Source organism: Streptomyces sp. NPDC058525, from assembly GCF_042719495.1.
Lineage (GTDB): Bacteria > Actinomycetota > Actinomycetes > Streptomycetales > Streptomycetaceae > Streptomyces.
Genome location: NZ_JBHXNP010000070.1, coordinates 1 through 16,529 on the forward strand (window position 1 = coordinate 1; position 16,529 = coordinate 16,529).

Here is a 16,529-nt window from a genome sequence, read left to right on the forward strand (position 1 = left end):
GTCTGTCAAGGGTGGCCGGAGGCCATCGCGAAGCGACGCGACGAAGGAGCGCCCTTGACAGGGCGGCCCGACCCGGAAAGACAAGGACCGGCGGGAAGCCCCCAAACCCTCCCTGATCCCGATCAGCCGGAATCAGGCCCCGCTCCACCCCTCCCCCGGTGCCTGTCCCGTGGAGCCCCTTACCACCAGCTCCGGCTGGAAGACGTACTCCGTGCGCTGGACCGGGGTGCCGGCCACCGCCTCCAGGAGGGCTCCGACCGCTGCCGTCGCCATCGCGCGGACCGGCTGGCGGACCGTCGTCAGCGGCGGGTCGGTGAAGGCGATCAGCGGGGAGTCGTCGAAGCCGACCACCGACACGTCCTCCGGCACCCGCAGCCCCCGCTCGCGCGCCGCCCGTATGACGCCGAGCGCCATCGGGTCGCTCCCGCACACCACCCCCGTGCAGCCCCGGTCCAGCAGGGCGCCGCCGGCCGCGTGGCCGCCCTCGACCGTGAACAGGGTGCGCTGGATCAGGCCCTCCGACTCCGCGGACGGGCAGGCGGCCACGAAGCCCTGCTCCTTGCGGGCCGACGGCACGTACCGCGTCGGCCCGATCGCCAGGCCGATCCGCCGGTGCCCCAGGTCCTCCAGGTGCCGCACCGCCATATCGGCCGCGGCCCGGTCGTCCGGGGAGATGAACGGCGCGTTCACCTGCTCGTTGAAGCCGTTGATCAGGACGAACGGCGTGCCGCGCGCCGCGAGGCGCTGGTAGCGCGACGGGTCGGCGTGGGTGTCCGCGTGCAGGCCCGACAGGAACACGATGCCCGTGACCCCGCGTTCCTCCAGCTGCTCCACCAGCTCGTCCTCGGTGGCCCCGCCCGGCGTCTGCGTGCACAGCACCGGCGTGTACCCGTGCCCGGCCAGCGCCTGCTCGATGACCTGTGCGAACGCCGGGAAGATGGGGTTGGTCAGCTCCGGGATCAGCAGTCCCACCAAGCCGTTGCTGCGCCGCTTGAGCCGCACCGGCCGCTCGTAGCCCAGCAGGTCGAGCGCGGCCAGCACCTTGTGCCGGGTGCCGGCCGCCACGCCCGACTTGCCGTTGAGCACACGGCTGACGGTCGCCTCGCTGACCTGGGCCTGTGCGGCGATGTCCGTCAGCCGCAGCGGGGAAGTCACCCCTGCCACCACACCGCGGTGTCGGCGGGCAGGACATCGCGGTCGGCGAGCTCGCCGCTCGCGAGGAGCACCTCGCCCGGTGCGGGCAGCCGTACGGCTTCGCCCCCCGTGTTGACCGTGCACACGAACCCTCCGCGCCGGAACGCCAGCACGCCCTCCGGGGCGGCCAGCCACTCCACGGCGTCGCCCGCGCCCAGGTCCGCGTGCTCGCGGCGGATCCGCAGCGCCGCCCGGTACAGCTCCAGCGTGGACTGCGGGTCGCCGGTCTGCGCCTCGACGCTCAGGCCGGCCCACTCGGCCGGCTGCGGCAGCCAGCTGCCTCCGCTGCCGAAGCCGTACGGGGCCTGGTCGCCGGACCACGGGATCGGCACCCGGCAGCCGTCGCGCAGCCCGTCCTGGCCGTTCGCCTTGAAGAAGGAGGGGTCCTGGCGCACCTCGTCGGGCAGGTCCGTCACCTCCGGCAGGCCCAGCTCCTCGCCCTGGTAGACGTACGCCGACCCGGGCAGGGCCAGCATCAGCAGGGCGGCGGCCCGGGCCCGGTCCAGGCTGCCGAAGCGGGTGCGGTGGCGTACGACGTCGTGGTTGGACAGCACCCACGTCGTCGGGGCGCCGACGGGCCGCATCGAGTCGAGCGAGTCGTCGATGGCGGCGCGCAGCGCGTCCGCGTCCCAGCCGGTGCTCAGGTAGTGGAAGTTGAAGGCCTGGTGCAGTTCGTCGGGGCGCAGGTAGAGCGCGGTGCGGTCGGCGCTCGGGGTCCATGCCTCGGCGACGCCGATGCGGTCGCCCGCGTACTCGTCGAGGACGCGGCGCCAGGAGCGGTAGATCTCGTGGACGCCGTCCTGGTCGAAGAAGGGCAGCACCTGGTTGCCGAGCAGCTTGAGCTGCTCGTCGCGGCCGAGGTCGGGCAGGCCGGGGGCCTTGACGAGGCCGTGGGCGACGTCGATGCGGAAGCCGTCGGCGCCGAGGTCGAGCCAGAAGCGCAGGATGGAGCGGAACTCGTCCTGTACGGCGGGGTGTTCCCAGTTGAAGTCGGGCTGTTCGGGGGCGAAGAGATGCAGGTACCACTCGCCGTCGGCGACGCGGGTCCAGGCCGGGCCGCCGAAGATGGACTCCCAGTCGTTGGGCGGCAGTTCCCCGGACTCCCCCTGGCCGGGGCGGAAGTGGAAGCGCTCGCGCAGCGGGGTGCCGGGGCCTTCGCGCAGGGCCTGCTTGAACCATTCGTGCTGGTCGGAGCAGTGGTTGGGGACGAGGTCCACGATGATGCGCAGGTCCAGGGCGTGGGCCTCGCGGATGACGGCGTCGGCGTCGTGCAGGGTGCCGAACATCGGGTCGATGGCGCGGTAGTCGGCGACGTCGTAGCCCGCGTCGGCCTGCGGGGAGGCGTAGAAGGGGCTCAGCCAGACGGCGTCGACGCCCAGTTCCTTGAGGTAGGGCAGGCGGCTGCGGATGCCTTCGAGGTCCCCCATGCCGTCTCCGTTGGAGTCGGCGAAGCTGCGCGGATAGACCTGGTAGATCACCGCTTCTCTCCACCAGCCGGGCTGGGTGCCGGTGGAGGTGGGAAGTGCGTCGGCGAGGTGCTGGGTCATGTCGTCCTTGGAGAGATCGGGCCGGGGGTGAGAGGGGGCAGGCAGGGTGGTCAGCCCTTGGTGGCGCCTGCCGTCATCCCGGCGACGAGGTGACGCTGGGCGAAAACGAAGAAGATCGCCGCGGGGATGGCGATGAGGACCGAGGCGGCGCTCATCGCACCCCAGTTGGAGGTGTACTGGGTGACGAAGGTCTGCAGTCCGCCGGCCAGGGTGAGGTTCTCCTCGCCGACCATGAAGGCGGAGGCGTACGCGACTTCGCCCCATGCGGTGATGAAGGCGTAGAAGCCGGTGACGGCGAGGCCGGGCTTGGCGAGCGGCAGGATCAGCCGCCAGAAGGTGCCGAAGGGGTTGAGTCCGTCGACGCGGCCGGATTCGTCGATCTCCACCGGGATGGTGTCGAAGAAGCCCTTCATCATCCACGCGCAGAACGGCACGGCGATGGTGAGGTAGGTGATGATCAGGCCGACGGGCTGGTTGAGCAGGCCGAGGTCGCCCATGAGGTTGTAGAGCGGGACGATGAGGATGGCCATCGGGAACATCTGCGTGATGAGCAGGGTCCACATCAGCGGCTTCATGCCGGGGAACTTGAAGCGGCTGACCGCGTATCCGGTGGTGGCGGCGATGAACACGCCGAGGACGGTGGTGACGCCGGCGACCAGCACCGAGTTCGCGAACCAGCTGAGGAAGTGGCTCTGCTCGAGCAGGTACGTGTAGTTGCCGAGGGTCGGTTCCTTGACGAAGTCCGTGCTGATGGCCTGTTCGGCCGGCTTGAGCGAGGTCAGCAGGATCCACAGCACCGGGAAGACGGCGATGACGGACGCCACGAGGAGGGTGGCGTGCAGGCCGAAGGAGGCGAGCGGGGAGCGGCTGCCCCGGCCGCGGGCGGTGGCCGTACGAGCCGTGCCCGTACGGGCCGTGCCCGTGCCGGCGGTGTTCGTACGGGCGGCGTCCTTACGGGCGGTGTCCGCAGGGGACATGGTCACCACACCTCTCCCTGCTTGCGCAGCGAGCGCCGGTAGACCAGCGCGAAGATCATGAGCAGGGCGAGGATCAGTACGCCCCAGGTGGCGGAGCCGGCGAAGTCGCGCGGGCTCGCGACGAACGCCTCGCGGAAGGCCTGGGTCACCAGGATCTCGGTGGAGTCACCCGGTCCGCCCCGGGTGAGCAGGAAGATCACCGGGAACATGTTGAAGGTCCAGATGGTGGAGAGCAGGATCACCGTCATGCTCACCGCGCGCAGGCCGGGCAGGGTGATGTGCCGGAACCGCTGCCAGGCGCTCGCGCCGTCCATCTCGGCGGCCTCGTAGAGCTCGCCGGGGATGGACTGCAGTCCGCCGAGCAGGGCGACCATCATGAAGGGGACGCCGAGCCAGACGTTGACGGCGACGACCGAGAACTTGGCCCAGGTCGGGTCGTCGAGCCACGGGATGGCGGCGATGCCGCCACCGTCGAGGATCTTGTTGAGGATGCCGTTGTCGCGGTTGAAGAGGAACCGCCAGGCGAAGACGGAGACGAAGCCGGGGACGGCCCAGGGCAGGATGAGCGCCATCCGGTAGGCGGCGCGGCCCCGGAAGTTCCGGTTGAGCATGTTGGCCAGGACCAGGCCGAGCGTGAAGGTGATCGACACGCACGCGACGGTCCACACCACCGTCCACACCAGCCGCTGCAGGAACACCGGGTCGCTGAGCACGGCCGCGTAGTTGTCGAGTCCGACGAACTCGTACGTGGCTTCGATGTGCCGGGCGCCGATGGTGCGCGAGACGTTGCGCTCGTTGGCGTCGGTCAGCGACAGGTAGATGCCCCGGATCAGCGGCCAGCCGATGATCACGCCGAGGACGAGCACCACCGGGGCGATCATCGCCCAGGCGTACCAGTGGGTGGCGAGGGCGCGCCTCAGTCCGCCTCTGTTCCCGCTGTCAGTCCTGCGGCTCCGGCCGCGGGCGGCGACGTCGTTCTCGACGTCGTCACCCGCGGCCTTCGCCACCGACTGGCTGGTGTGAGCAGCCATCTTGTCGTTACTTCCAACCCTTGAGGATCTTGCGGAACTCGGCGCCGGCCGCCTTGGCGGCGTCCTCGGGGCTCGACGCTCCGGTGATCGCCTTGGTGTATTCGACCTTCAGCGGCTCGAAGAGGGAGCCGTTCTCCGGGATCCAGGCGCGCTCGACGGCCTTGTCCACGGCCGGCTTGAAGAACTGCACCATCTCGCTGCTCTTCACGTCGGGCTGCTCGTAGGCGGCGGTGCGGGTGGGGAGCAGGCTGAGCTCCTTGGCCGACTGCACCTGGACCTCCTGCGAGGTCATGTACTCGACGAAGGCGTGGGCGGCGTCGCGGTTCTTCGAACCGGCGTAGACGCCGAGGTCGTGGCCGCCCTGCGGGGCGCCCGCCTTGACCGAGCCGGCCGGGACGGCGGCGACGCCGAGGTTGGCCTTGTCCTTGAACTGATCGCCGGCGTAGGTGTCGGCGACGGCCCACGGGCCGTTGATCATCATGGCGGCCTCGCCGGACTTGAAGGCCGTCTGCATGTTGGTCCAGCCGTCGGTGGCGTTGGTGACCGCCGCGCCCGAGGTGACCAGCTCGCGGGCGGTCTTGAAGGCCTTGACGCCGGCCGCGTTGTCGACGGTGACCGTCTTGTTCTTCGCGTCGACGAGGTCGCCGCCCTCGCCGTAGATCAGCGGGAGGAACCAGTAGGAGTCGTCGCCGCGCAGGTAGAGGCCGGCCTTGCCGGTCTTCGCCTTGATGGCCGCGGCGGCCGTCTTCAGCTCCTCGAGCGTCTTGGGGGGCTGGACGCCGGCGTCGGCGAGCATCTTCTTGTTGTAGAAGAGGCCGAGGGTGTCGATGACCTGCGGGACCGCGTAGGTCTTGCCCTCGTACTTGCCGCTGGCCGCGGCCTGCGGGAGGAACTCGGCGTCGACCTTCTTCGCCGTCTCGGCGGGGACCTCGTCGAGGTAGCCCAGCGAGGCGAAGTCGGCGACCCAGCCGACGTCGGCGCGGATCACGTCGGGGGCGTCGGAGCCGCTGCTGAAGGCGTTCTTGACCTTGTTCTGCGCGTCGCCGTAGGGAACGTTTACGTACTTGACGGTCACCTTCGGGTGCTTCGCGGTGAACGCCTCGGCGATCTTCTGGAAGCTGGCCTTCTCGGCGTCGTTCGACGTGTCCCACCAGGTGACGGTGCCGGACAGTTCGCCACCGGCCTTCGTCTCGCCGCTGTCGTCCTTGGTGTCACCACCGCAAGCCGTCGCCGCGAGCGCCAGGGCCGCGACCAGCGCGGTGGCCGCTATGCCACGCCGCATATGAACTCCTTCGATGATCCCGGCCGCGCCCTCGCGTCCCGAGTTGCCAGGAACGTAACAAGGCTGAAAGAAGACCGAAAGGGCTTGCGGCAATTTTCTGCAAGACGGGCTGATCGTTACATCCGTGTGTCCGTACGGTTGCCGCAGCTTGCTGGTAGTCCGGGGCACCTTCGCCCGCCCCGGCCCGCAACCAGGGGGCGTGTGCTCGCGTTGACCCCGATATGACCCATGAGTTGACGGCCGTCCAGCTTGCAAGCGCTTCCAGCAACACCGACGCGAGCACCGGCTGGTGGCGTGATGCCGTCATCTACCAGGTGTACGTGAGGTCCTTCGCCGACAGCGACGGCGACGGCATCGGGGACCTGCGCGGGGTCCGCGAGCGGCTCCCGCACCTGGCCCGGCTGGGGGTCGACGCCGTGTGGCTCACCCCCTTCTACGTCTCCCCGCAGGCCGACGGCGGCTACGACGTCGCCGACTACCGGGCCGTCGACCCCCTCTTCGGCGACCTGTCCGACGCCGACGACCTCGTACGGGCCGCGCACGCGCTCGGGCTGCGAATCATCGTGGACGTGGTGCCGAACCACACCTCCGAGCAGCACGCCTGGTTCCGGGCGGCCCGCGCCGGGGACCCGCGGGCCCGGGCGCGCTACCACTTCCACCCCGGCCGCGGGCCCGGCGGCACCGAGCCGCCCAACGACTGGGAGTCCGTCTTCGGCGGCCCCGCCTGGACCCGCGTCGAGGACGGCTCCTGGTACCTGCACCTCTTCGCCCCCGAGCAGCCCGACCTGGACTGGGGCCATCCCGAGGTCGCCGCCGAGTTCGCCTCCGTGCTGCGCTTCTGGCTGGATCTCGGCGTCGACGGCTTCCGCGTGGACGTGGCCCACGGCATGGTCAAGGCCGCCGGCCTGCCCGACATCGGCCACGGCGCGCAGGCCACCCTCATCGGTACGCAGCCGCTCCCCTTCTTCGACCAGGACGGGGTCCACGAGATCCACCGCTCCTGGCGCCGCCTCCTCGACTCCTACTCCGCCGGCCTCCGGCCGGGAGGTGCCCCCAGCCCCCGCATCGGCGTCGCCGAGGCCTGGGCGCCCACCTCCGAGCGACTCGCCCTCTACGTCCGCCCCGACGAACTGCACCAGGCCTTCAACTTCCGCTTCCTGAACTGCCCGTGGGACACCACCGCCATGCGGACCGTCATCGACGAGTCCCTGGCCGCCACCGCCTCGGTCGGCGCGCCCACCACCTGGGTGCTGTCCAACCACGACGTCGTACGCCACCGCACCCGCTACGGCAGCCTGGGCCGCGCGCGGGCCGCCGCCCTGCTGATGCTGGCCCTGCCCGGGTCGGCGTACGTCTACCAGGGCGAGGAGCTCGGCCTGCCCGAGGTGGCCGACCTCCCCGACGAGGTCCGCCAGGACCCGGCCTTCCTGCGCACCGAGGGGCAGGACGGGCTGCGCGACGGCTGCCGGGTGCCCATCCCGTGGTCCGGCGACCAGGCCCCGTACGGCTTCGGACCGGCCGGCGCCTGGCTGCCGCAGCCCGCCGGCTGGGGCGGCCTGAGCGTCGCCGCGCAGACCGGCGACCCGCACTCCACCCTCGAGCTGTACCGCGCCGCCCTCGAACTGCGCCGGGCCCTGCCCGGGCTCGGCTCCCCGGACGCGGGCCCGCTGAGCTGGCTGCCCGCGCCCGAGGGCGTGCTCCTCTTCACCCGGCCCGGCTTCGCCTGCACCCTCAACGGCCGGCCCGCCGCCGTCGAACTGCCCGCGCCCGGACGTCCCGTACTGTCCAGCGCGCCCGTCGAGACGGACGGCCGCACCGTGCTGCTGCCACCGGACTCGTGCACGTGGTGGGCAATCTGAACGTGCGACCGGTACAGTCCAATCCCGTGACCGCACGGCTAGCCGACATCGCAGCCCAAGCGGGGGTCAGCGAAGCCACAGTCAGCCGCGTGCTCAACGGCAAGCCCGGTGTGGCCGCGGGCACCCGTGAATCCGTACTCGCCGCGCTCGACGTGCTCGGCTACGAACGGCCCGTACGGCTGCGCCAGCGCAGCGCGGGGCTCGTCGGCCTGATAACGCCCGAGCTGGACAACCCCATCTTCCCGGCGCTCGCCCAGGTCATCGGCCAGGCGCTGACCCGGCAGGGGTACACGCCCGTACTGGCCACGCAGACGCCCGGCGGATCCACCGAGGACGAGCTGACCGAGATGCTCGTCGACCGCGGGGTCTCCGGCATCATCTTCGTCTCCGGCCTGCACGCCGACACCACCGCCGACATGGGCCGCTACGACCAACTGCGCGGCCAGGGCGTCCCGTACGTCCTCATCAACGGGTTCTCCGACAAGGTGCAGGCGCCCTTCGTCTCCCCCGACGACCGTGCGGCGATGCAGCTCGCGGTCACCCACCTGACGGCGCTGGGGCACACCCGGATCGGGCTGGCCGTCGGGCCCAAGCGCTTCGTGCCGGTGGTCCGCAAGATCGAGGGCTTCCGGCTCGGGATGAAGGAGCGGCTCGGGCTCGACGAGGCCGAGACCGAAGAGCTGATCCAGCACTCCCTGTACACGCTGGAGGGCGGCCAGGCGGCCGCGACCGCACTGATCTCGCGGGGCTGCACGGCGGTGGTGTGCGCGAGCGACATGATGGCGCTCGGCGCGATCCGCGCCGCCCGGCAGCGGGGGCTGCGGGTGCCGCAGGACGTGTCGGTCGTCGGCTTCGACGACTCCCCGCTCATAGCGTTCACCGATCCGCCGCTCACCACCATCCGGCAGCCGGTGCAGGCCATGGGGCAGGCGGCGGTCCGGACCCTGCTGGAGGAGATCGGCGGTACGCCGGCCCCGCACAGCGAATTCGTCTTCCTGCCCGAGCTGGTGGTCCGGGGCTCCACGGCCTCCGGCCCCGGGCAGGCGCGGGGCCGGAGTCGTCCGTAGGTCGGAGCGCAGGCGCCGAAGACCGTCCCGAGGGATGATCGGAGGCGAGATCGCATCTGGCAGACTCTCTCCCCATGGGTGAAGCGAGCGTGAAGACACTGGAAACCCGAGCGGACGTCTCGTCACCACCCCTGGTGACCGAGAGTGAGGTCCGGTCGGGGTCCGAGCGCACCCTGCTCACCCGGCTGCGCAGCCCTCGCCGCCCGCGGATCTGGTTCGAGATCCTGCTGATCGCCGTCAGCTACTGGACCTACTCGCTGATCCGCAACGCGGTGCCCGAGCAGAAGGCGGCCGCGCTCGCGAACGCCGACTGGATCTGGAACGCCGAGCGGAGCCTGGGCATCGCCGTCGAGCAGACGGTCAACCACGCGGTGAACTCCGTGACGTGGCTGATCGTGGGCATGAACTACTACTACGCCACGCTCCACTTCATCGTGACCATCGGCGTGCTCGTGTGGATCTACCGTTTCCATCCCGGGCGGTATGCCGCCACCCGCCTCGTCCTCTTCGCCACCACGGGCGTGGCCCTGGTCGGGTACTACCTGTACCCGCTCGCGCCGCCCCGGCTGATGAACGGGCAGAACTTCATCGACACCGTGCTGGTCCACCACACCTGGGGCTCCATGGCCTCCGGGAACCTCAAGCACATGTCGAACCAGTACGCGGCGATGCCGTCCATGCACATAGGGTGGTCGCTCTGGTGCGGGCTGACGATCTTCGCGGTCGCCTCCGCCCCCTGGGCCCGGATCCTGGGCCTGCTCTACCCGGCGGCGACCCTCGTCGTGATCGTGGCCACCGCCAACCACTTCTGGCTCGACGCCGTGGGCGGCTTGCTCTGCCTGGCCTTCGGCTACACCGTCTCGGCGGCCTGGTTCCGCTCGCTCCCGCACCGGCTGCCGCGCCACCCCCAGTACGCGGGCCCGCACCCGGCGACGGCGCTGCTGAACCGTTTCCGGGGCTAGCGGTCCCCGCCCCCGGATCCTCCGGCCCCACCCCCGGATCCTCCGGCCCCACCCCCGGATGCTCCGGCCCCCTCCTCCCGGTGCGTGACGCGCCCGCCGGACATCGTCAGGCGGACCGGGGCCTCGGCCAGCTCGTCCACCCCCGCCGTGACCGGGTCGAGCGCGAACGCCGTCAGATCCGCCCGCAGCCCGGCCGCGATCCGGCCCGCCATCCGCTCCTCCCCGGCCGCGAGCGCCGCGTGTGAGGTCATGCCCTCCAGGGCCATCAGCCCGGTCAGGGCCGGTCCGGCCGAGGCCGCGCCGAGCGGGGCGCGGGCGGCCACGAGGACCCGGCGGGCGTCGTAGTGGGCGATGGGCCAGTCGGAGCCGAGCGCGAGGACCGCTCCCGCGTCCCGCAGGTCCCGGCAGCGCCAGGCGCGCCCGGCCCGCTCCTCCCCCAGCCGCCTGGACCACTCGTCGGTGTGGTCGGCGCGGGTGTACGCGGCGTGCGGCGGCTGCATCGAGGCGATCACCCCGAGCTCCGCGAACCGCTTCAGCTGGTCGTCGGGGACGGTCTCGATGTGCTCGATCCGGTGCCGCATGCGGGCCTGTCCGCCGAGCGCGGCGACCGTGTCGAGGACGTGGCGGACCGCCGCGTCGCCGATGGCGTGGGTCGCGGTGCGCACCCCGGCCGCGTCGAGGACCCGTACGGCGCGGGCGTAGGCCTGCGGGTCGGGCCAGAAGGCGTCGGTGCCCTGGCCGTGGCAGTCGGCGTGCTCCAGCCAGGCGGTGCCGCCCTCGACGGTGCCGTCCATGAAGAACTTCACGCCGCCGACCCGCCAGTGCCGGCCGGCCAGGCCCTGGAGCCCGGTCAGCCGGGCGAGTTCCGCGTCGTCCGCGCCCGGCATGCACCAGGGGGCCAGGCGCAGCCGCAGGGGCAGGTCGCCCTCGTACTCGACGGTCGACAGGAGGGCCGGCACGTCTCCGTCGCCGAGGTCCATGACGTGGGCGCCGGTCAGTCCGGTGGCGGCCATGGACCGGAGGAGGGCGACGAGGCGGCTGCGGCGTTCGGCGGGGGCGGGCCCCGGGACCAGAGCTCCGACCAGCTCCATCGCGGCGTGCTCGACGAGGTGCCCGGTGGGGCGCCCGGCCGCGTCGCAGACGATGGCGGAGCGCTGGGCGAAGGTGCGGGGGCCGGTGATGCCGGCGGCGGCCAGGGCCGGGCCGGTGGCGAGCGCGGAGTGGCCGTCGTAGAGGCGCAGGAAGGCGGGGGCGCCGTCCAGGACGTCCTCGATCAGGGCCCGGTCGACGGGCTGTCCGCCGAAGGCGTTGTGGTCGAGTCCGTGGCCGACGACCCAGCCCCTGCTGCGCTCGGCGGTCCGCAGCACGGCCCGCAGCCGGTCGATGTCGCGTACGGCGGAGAGGTCGGTGCCGGTGGCCATCTCGATGCCCCAGACGGGGTGGCTGTGGGCGTCGGTCAGGCCGGGGGTGAGGGTGGCGCCGCCGAGGTCGATCACCTCGGTGCCGGGGCCGCGCCAGTCCCGTACGTCGGCCTCGTCGCCGACGGCTGCGATCAGCCCGCCCCGGACGGCGACGGCACGGGCCTCGGCCTCGGGGCGGGCGGGGTCGAGGGTGCGGACGCGGGCTCCGGTGAGGACGGTGTCGGCAGCGGGCACGTCTGCTCCTTCGGGGGGCGGGCTGGACGGCGGGGCGGATGGCGGGGCGGGACAGGGGTGGCGGGTGGCGGGGGTGGCGCCTTGGCTCATCGTGCCTGAAATTCTCTTCGCCGCCGGGCAACCGAATCCGGGCGGGCGGTGGTCAAGGGGGCGAAGGGGGTGCCGATGCAGGCCGAGCAAGAAGCTCAGTTCCAGGCGTTCGTGGCCGCGCGCTGGAGTCATCTGGTGCGGACCGCGTATCTGCTGACCGGCGATCCGCACGATGCGGAGGACGTGACCCAGAGCGCGCTCGCGAAGGCGTACCGGTCGTGGCGGCGCGTGTCGCGCATGGACAGTCCGGAGGCGTACGTGCGCCGGATGCTGGTCACGTGCAACAGCGACCGGTTCCGCAAGCGCCGGGTCGCGGAGCGGCTGACGGACATCGTGCCGGACACTTCGGTGCGGGACAACGCCGTGGCCCGGGCCGACGAGCGCAACGTGCTGATGGCGGCGCTGGCCCAACTGCCCGCCCGGCAGCGGGCGGTCGTGGTCATGCGGTACTGGGAGGACCTCTCCGAAGCCGAGACGGCCGATGTCCTGGGGTGTTCCCCCGGCACCGTCAAGAGCCAGGCGTCGAAGGCCCTGGCGAAACTGCGCGCCTGGCCCGGGCTGGGCCGGATCACGACGACGAACGAGAAGCAGCAGGGGGCGCTCCGGTGAACGGGCGAGACGACGACAGGCGGGACGGGCGGCAGGGGCCGCGCGGCGAGCGGGACGGGCGGAACCGGACCGACGGGCCGGACGGACATGAGGGGCCGGACGGGCACAAGGGACACGAGGGGCGCAAGGGACACGAGGGGTACGACGGGCCGGGTGTCTTCGAGGTGGATCTGCGGGAGTGGATGGCCCGGGACGCGGCCGCCGTGCGGCCCGCCGCCGTGCCGTATCCGGCGATCGTCCGGCAGGGCCGCGCCGAGCGGCGGCGCAGGCTGGCGGTGGCGGGTGCGGCCCTGATCGCGCTGGCCGTCGTACCGGCCACGGCCCTCGCGTTCGCCGGCGACGGCACGGACGGCGGCGGCGGCGGTCCGGCGGACCGCGTGCTGGTGGCCGGCGGCGGGCCGACGGCGAGCGCGCCGCCGACGGCCCGGCCGCCCGCCGGGCCGGCCGCTCCCGCGACCCCCGGGCAGCTCGCCGACGGCATCACCATGGAGGAGGCCGCGGCGGGGCTGCGGCTGTGCCTGGGCCCCGGGGCGCCGGGCGCGGATGCCCCGGGGTCCCCGCCGGCGAAGCTGGGCGAGGCCGCCCAGTACCGGATCCTGCTCGCGCAGCGCAGCACCGGCAACGACAACTCCCCGGGCGACGGCCGGTACATCGTGGCCGTCCGGGACGCTCCCGTGCCGACCCGGATCATCTGCTCCGTCAAGGACGGCCAGGCGAGCGGCTCGAACATCTCGATGGGCGGCTCGGACGCGGACCCCGAGGACGGGCCGGTCGTCCCCGACATGAACGCGGGCAAGCTCTACCTCCAGCGGATGAGCAGCGAAGGCCCCTGGAAGCTGCCCTTCCGCTGGGGCAGCATCGGCACCGTCGACCCCGGGGTCACCCGGGTCACCGTCAGCTACGGCGGCAGCACGTCCGAAGCCGCCGTCGACCGCGGCTGGTTCGCGGCCACCGGCGTCCTGCAGGTGCCGGTGAGCAAGTCGCCGCGGATCAAGGGCTACGACGCCCAGGGCAGGCAGGTCTACGACTCCGACCAGGACAGGCGGCACGAGAAGACCATCCCGTAGCCCGCGGGACCAGGGTGTGTGGGGGCCCGCCGCCGTACAGGGGTCGGCGGCGGGGCCCCGCGCGGAGCCGCGCGGCCGGGGCTGCCCGCCGCCCGGCGCTACGCCCCGTAGAACAGCTCGTCCACCACCGCGCGGGCGCGGCGCGTGATGCGGCGGTAGTCGTCGAGCATCTCGCCGACCGTGCCCTCCGCGTAGCCGAGGTAGCGGCCCACCGCCGCCAGTTCGCGGGCGTCGGAGGGGAAGGTGTCCCCGGCGCGGCCGCGGACCAGCATCACCGCGTTGCGGACCCGGGTGGCCAGTACCCAGGCCTCGTCGAGGATCTGCGCCTCCTCGGTCGGGATCAGCCCGGCCGCGTGGGCGGCGGCCAGGGCTTCGCGGGTGCGGGTCGTGCGCAGGCCCGGTTCGGCCCAGGCGTGCCGCATCTGGATCAGCTGGACGGTCCACTCGACGTCGCTGAGGCCGCCGCGGCCGAGTTTGGTGTGCAGGGTCGGGTCGGCGCCGCGCGGCAGCCGCTCCGATTCCATCCGGGCCTTGAGCCGGCGGATCTCCCGTACGGCGTCCTCGCCGAGCCCTTCCACCGGGTAGCGCAGCGGGTCGACCAGCTCGATGAAGCGCCGGCCCAGGTCGGCGTCGCCCGCGACCGGTTCGGCCCGCAGCAGGGCCTGGCTCTCCCAGGTCAGGGACCAGCGCCGGTAGTACGCGGCGTACGAGGCCAAGGTGCGCACGAGGGGGCCGGAGCGGCCTTCGGGGCGCAGGTCGGCGTCGATGAGCAGCGGCGGGTCGGCGGTGGGCAGCTGGAGCAGGCGGCGCATCTCGGCGATGACGGTCTGGGCGGCCTTCGCGGCCTCTTGTTCGTCGACGCCCTCGCGGGGTTCGTGGACGAACAGGACGTCGGCGTCGGATCCGTAGGACAGTTCGTGGCCGCCGAAGCGGCCGACGCCGATGACGGCGAAGCGGGTGGGCAGGGTGTCGCCCCAGTGGGAGCCGACGGCGGCGCGCAGGGCGCCCGCGACGGTGGCGGCGGTGAGGTCGGAGACGGCTCCGCCGACCCGGTCGACGAGGGCTCCGTGGTCCTCCTCGGCCGGGCTGTCCTCCGTGCCGTACGAGCGGATGATGTCGGCCGCGGTGGTGCGGAACAGCTCGCGGCGGCGGACCCCGCGGGCGGCGGCGACGCCGGCCTCGGGGGTTTCGGCGCGGCCGACGGCGGCGAGGACCTCCTGTTCCAGGGCCTCGTGGGTGCGGGGCTGGAGGCCTTCGGGGTCGCCGAGCAGGGCGACGGCCTCGGGGGCGCGCATCAGCAGGTCGGGGGCGAGCCGGCCGGCGGACAGGACGCGGGCGAGGTTCTCGGCGGCGGCCCCTTCGTCGCGGAGCAGCCGCAGGTACCAGGGGGTCTTGCCGAGGGCGTCGGAGACCTTGCGGAAGCCGAGGAGGCCGGCATCCGGGTCGGCGGAGTCGGCGAACCAGCCGAGCATGACCGGCAGCAGGGTGCGCTGGATGGCGGCCTTGCGGGTGACGCCGGAGGCGAGGGCTTCGAGGTGGCGCAGGGCCGCGGCCGGGTCGGCGTAGCCGAGGGCTTCGAGGCGCTGGCCGGCGGCGCGCGGGGAGAGCCGGGTCTCGCCGGGGGTGAGCTGGGCGACGGCGTCGAGGAGCGGTCGGTAGAAGAGCTTCTCGTGCAGGCGGCGCACGACGGATGCGTGGCGGCGCCAGGCCTTGTTGAGTTCGGCGACGGGTTCGGTGCGCAGGCCCATGGACCGGCCGAGGCGCCGCAGGTCCTGCTCGTCCTCGGGGACGAGGTGGGTGCGGCGCAGCCGGTAGAGCTGGATGCGGTGCTCCATGGTGCGCAGGAAGCGGTACGCGTCGTGGAGCTGGGCGGCGTCGGAGCGGCCGACGTAGCCGCCGGCGGCGAGGGCGTGCAGGGCGTCGAGGGTGGTGCCGGAGTGCAGGGTGTGGTCGCTGCGGCCGTGCACGAGCTGGAGCAGCTGGACGGCGAACTCGACGTCGCGCAGGCCGCCGGGGCCGAGCTTGAGCTCGCGGTCGACCTGGGCGGCGGGGATGTTGTCGACGACGCGGCGGCGCATCTTCTGGACGTCGGCGACGAAGTTCTCGCGCTCGGCGGCCTGCCAGACGAGGGGGCTTATGGCCTCGATGTACTGGGCGCCGAGGTCGGGGTCGCCGGCGACGGCGCGGGCCTTGAGGAGGGCCTGGAACTCCCAGGTCTTGGCCCAGCGCTGGTAGTAGGCGAGGTGGGAGGAGAGGGTCCGGACGAGCGGACCGTTTCTGCCCTCGGGGCGGAGGTTGGCGTCGACGGGCCAGATGGTGCCCTCGACGGTGGTCTCGGAGCAGATCCGCATGAGGTGGGAGGCCAGGCGGGTGGCGGCTTGGAGGCCCTTGCCCTCGTCGGTGCCGGCGGTGGCCTCGCCGACGAAGATGACGTCGACGTCGGAGACGTAGTTGAGCTCGTTGCCGCCGCACTTGCCCATGGCGATGACGGCGAGGCGGCACGCGGCGGCGTCCTGGGGGGCGGCGGCGCTCGCGATGCGCAGGGCCGCGCGGAGGGTGGCGGTGGCGAGGTCGGCGAGCTCGGCGGCGGTCTGGGCGATGTCTATGGTGCCGCACACGTCGCGGGCGGCGATGGAGAGCAGGCAGCGGCGGTAGGAGACGCGCAGGGCGACGGGGTCGTGGGCGTCGGCGAGGCCGCGCTCGAACTCGGGGAGCCCGGGGTGCAGGTCGGCGGCCTCGTAGGTGACGAGGGCGTGCCAGTCGCGGGGGTGGCGGGCGAGGTGGTCGCCGAGGGCCTCGGAGGCGCCGAGTACTCCGAGCAGGCGGTCGCGCAGCGGCTTGGCGCTGACCAGGGTGTCGAGGAGCAGGGACAGCTCCTCGGGCGGCTGTGCCTCGGCGAGCCGGACGAGTCCGAGGAGGGCCAGGTCGGGGTCGGCGGTGGCGCCGAGGGCGTCGAGGAGGACGGGGTCGGCGCGTACGGAGGCCAGCGCGTCGGCGTCGAGCAGCCGGGCGGCGGCCGAGGGGTCGGTGAATCCGCTGCGGAGCAGCCGGATGAAGGTGCTGCTCCTGCGTCCCGGGACTGTCATCCCGCCGCCTCCCGCGGTCGTCGCTGCCACTGCCCTGGCGTACCTCCAGGTGAGCCTAGCCGGAGCAGGCGTTCGACTCACCGGCACGTACCATGAGCGGGCT

General features: G+C 72.8%; 12 protein-coding genes. 5 read left to right on the plus strand and 7 right to left on the minus strand.

The features are described 5' to 3' along the window. Positions 1 to 132: 132 nt before the first annotated feature. Genes ACFWP3_RS27995 through ACFWP3_RS28015 form a run of 5 tightly spaced genes read right to left on the minus strand, consistent with a single transcriptional unit; the run spans position 133 to position 6,031 of the window. Positions 133 to 1,164: a LacI family DNA-binding transcriptional regulator gene (locus ACFWP3_RS27995; RefSeq protein WP_384226306.1), complete on the minus strand. Its 1,032-nt coding sequence runs from the start codon at positions 1,162 to 1,164 to the stop codon at positions 133 to 135. Continuing rightward, positions 1,152 to 2,741 carry a glycoside hydrolase family 13 protein gene (locus ACFWP3_RS28000; RefSeq protein WP_384226308.1) on the minus strand — a complete coding sequence of 530 codons (1,590 nt, stop codon included), beginning with the start codon at positions 2,739 to 2,741 and terminating at the stop codon, positions 1,152 to 1,154. Before ACFWP3_RS28000 ends, ACFWP3_RS27995 begins: the two co-directional genes overlap by 13 nt. Positions 2,742 to 2,791: 50 nt before the next feature. After that, entirely contained in the window at positions 2,792 to 3,718 is a 927-nt protein-coding gene (locus ACFWP3_RS28005; RefSeq protein ID WP_384226388.1) for a sugar ABC transporter permease, read from the minus strand. Positions 3,719 to 3,720: 2 nt separating this feature from the next. After that, positions 3,721 to 4,749, minus strand: a complete 1,029-nt coding sequence (locus tag ACFWP3_RS28010) for a carbohydrate ABC transporter permease (protein ID WP_384226310.1) — start codon at positions 4,747 to 4,749, stop codon at positions 3,721 to 3,723. 7 nt (positions 4,750 to 4,756) lie between these two features. Further along, entirely contained in the window at positions 4,757 to 6,031 is a 1,275-nt protein-coding gene (locus tag ACFWP3_RS28015; RefSeq protein ID WP_384226314.1) for an extracellular solute-binding protein, read from the minus strand. 221 nt (positions 6,032 to 6,252) lie between these two features. Here ACFWP3_RS28015 and ACFWP3_RS28020 point away from each other — a divergent pair, with 221 nt between their 5' ends. The 3 genes from ACFWP3_RS28020 to ACFWP3_RS28030 all read left to right on the plus strand — a co-directional run bounded on the left by ACFWP3_RS28020 (position 6,253) and on the right by ACFWP3_RS28030 (position 9,919). Further along, positions 6,253 to 7,890, plus strand: a complete 1,638-nt coding sequence (locus tag ACFWP3_RS28020; RefSeq protein ID WP_384226316.1) for a glycoside hydrolase family 13 protein — start codon at positions 6,253 to 6,255, stop codon at positions 7,888 to 7,890. A 26-nt stretch (positions 7,891 to 7,916) separates the two neighbouring features. After that, a complete protein-coding gene (locus ACFWP3_RS28025) occupies positions 7,917 to 8,957 on the plus strand; it encodes a LacI family DNA-binding transcriptional regulator (RefSeq protein ID WP_384226319.1) in 1,041 nt (346 codons plus the stop codon). A gap of 74 nt (positions 8,958 to 9,031) precedes the next feature. Then, positions 9,032 to 9,919, plus strand: a complete 888-nt coding sequence (locus tag ACFWP3_RS28030; protein ID WP_384226321.1) for a phosphatase PAP2 family protein — start codon at positions 9,032 to 9,034, stop codon at positions 9,917 to 9,919. On the opposite strand, the gene ACFWP3_RS28035 is transcribed toward ACFWP3_RS28030, so the two are convergent. Continuing rightward, positions 9,916 to 11,574: an amidohydrolase gene (locus ACFWP3_RS28035; protein ID WP_384226324.1), complete on the minus strand. Its 1,659-nt coding sequence runs from the start codon at positions 11,572 to 11,574 to the stop codon at positions 9,916 to 9,918. The two genes, ACFWP3_RS28030 and ACFWP3_RS28035, sit on opposite strands and share 4 nt — an antisense overlap. A gap of 165 nt (positions 11,575 to 11,739) precedes the next feature. Between ACFWP3_RS28035 and ACFWP3_RS28040 the strand changes: the two genes are divergently transcribed. Both ACFWP3_RS28040 and ACFWP3_RS28045 read left to right on the plus strand, forming a co-directional pair. Then, positions 11,740 to 12,273 carry a SigE family RNA polymerase sigma factor gene (locus ACFWP3_RS28040; RefSeq protein WP_384226326.1) on the plus strand — a complete coding sequence of 178 codons (534 nt, stop codon included), beginning with the start codon at positions 11,740 to 11,742 and terminating at the stop codon, positions 12,271 to 12,273. Then, a complete protein-coding gene (locus ACFWP3_RS28045) occupies positions 12,270 to 13,340 on the plus strand; it encodes a hypothetical protein (protein WP_384226329.1) in 1,071 nt (356 codons plus the stop codon). The genes ACFWP3_RS28040 and ACFWP3_RS28045 overlap by 4 nt, the downstream gene beginning before the upstream one ends. A 98-nt stretch (positions 13,341 to 13,438) precedes the next feature. Here the strand turns inward: ACFWP3_RS28045 and ACFWP3_RS28050 are convergent, their stop codons facing one another. Further along, complete coding sequence (locus ACFWP3_RS28050) at positions 13,439 to 16,426, minus strand: bifunctional [glutamine synthetase] adenylyltransferase/[glutamine synthetase]-adenylyl-L-tyrosine phosphorylase (RefSeq protein WP_384226331.1); 2,988 nt, start codon at positions 16,424 to 16,426, stop codon at positions 13,439 to 13,441. Positions 16,427 to 16,529: the final 103 nt, after the last annotated feature.

Bases quoted from the DNA above. Each gene is read 5' to 3' on its own strand.
- ACFWP3_RS28000 (WP_384226308.1), bottom strand. From the start codon at position 2,741: ATGACCCAGCACCTCGCCGACGCACTTCCCACCTCCACCGGCACCCAG.
- ACFWP3_RS28005 (WP_384226388.1), bottom strand. From the start codon at position 3,718: ATGTCCCCTGCGGACACCGCCCGTAAGGACGCCGCCCGTACGAACACC.
- ACFWP3_RS28010 (WP_384226310.1), bottom strand. From the start codon at position 4,749: ATGGCTGCTCACACCAGCCAGTCGGTGGCGAAGGCCGCGGGTGACGAC.
- ACFWP3_RS28015 (WP_384226314.1), bottom strand. From the start codon at position 6,031: ATGCGGCGTGGCATAGCGGCCACCGCGCTGGTCGCGGCCCTGGCGCTC.
- ACFWP3_RS28020 (WP_384226316.1), top strand. From the start codon at position 6,253: ATGACCCATGAGTTGACGGCCGTCCAGCTTGCAAGCGCTTCCAGCAAC.
- ACFWP3_RS28030 (WP_384226321.1), top strand. From the start codon at position 9,032: ATGGGTGAAGCGAGCGTGAAGACACTGGAAACCCGAGCGGACGTCTCG.
- ACFWP3_RS28040 (WP_384226326.1), top strand. From the start codon at position 11,740: ATGCAGGCCGAGCAAGAAGCTCAGTTCCAGGCGTTCGTGGCCGCGCGC.
- ACFWP3_RS28050 (WP_384226331.1), bottom strand. From the start codon at position 16,426: ATGACAGTCCCGGGACGCAGGAGCAGCACCTTCATCCGGCTGCTCCGC.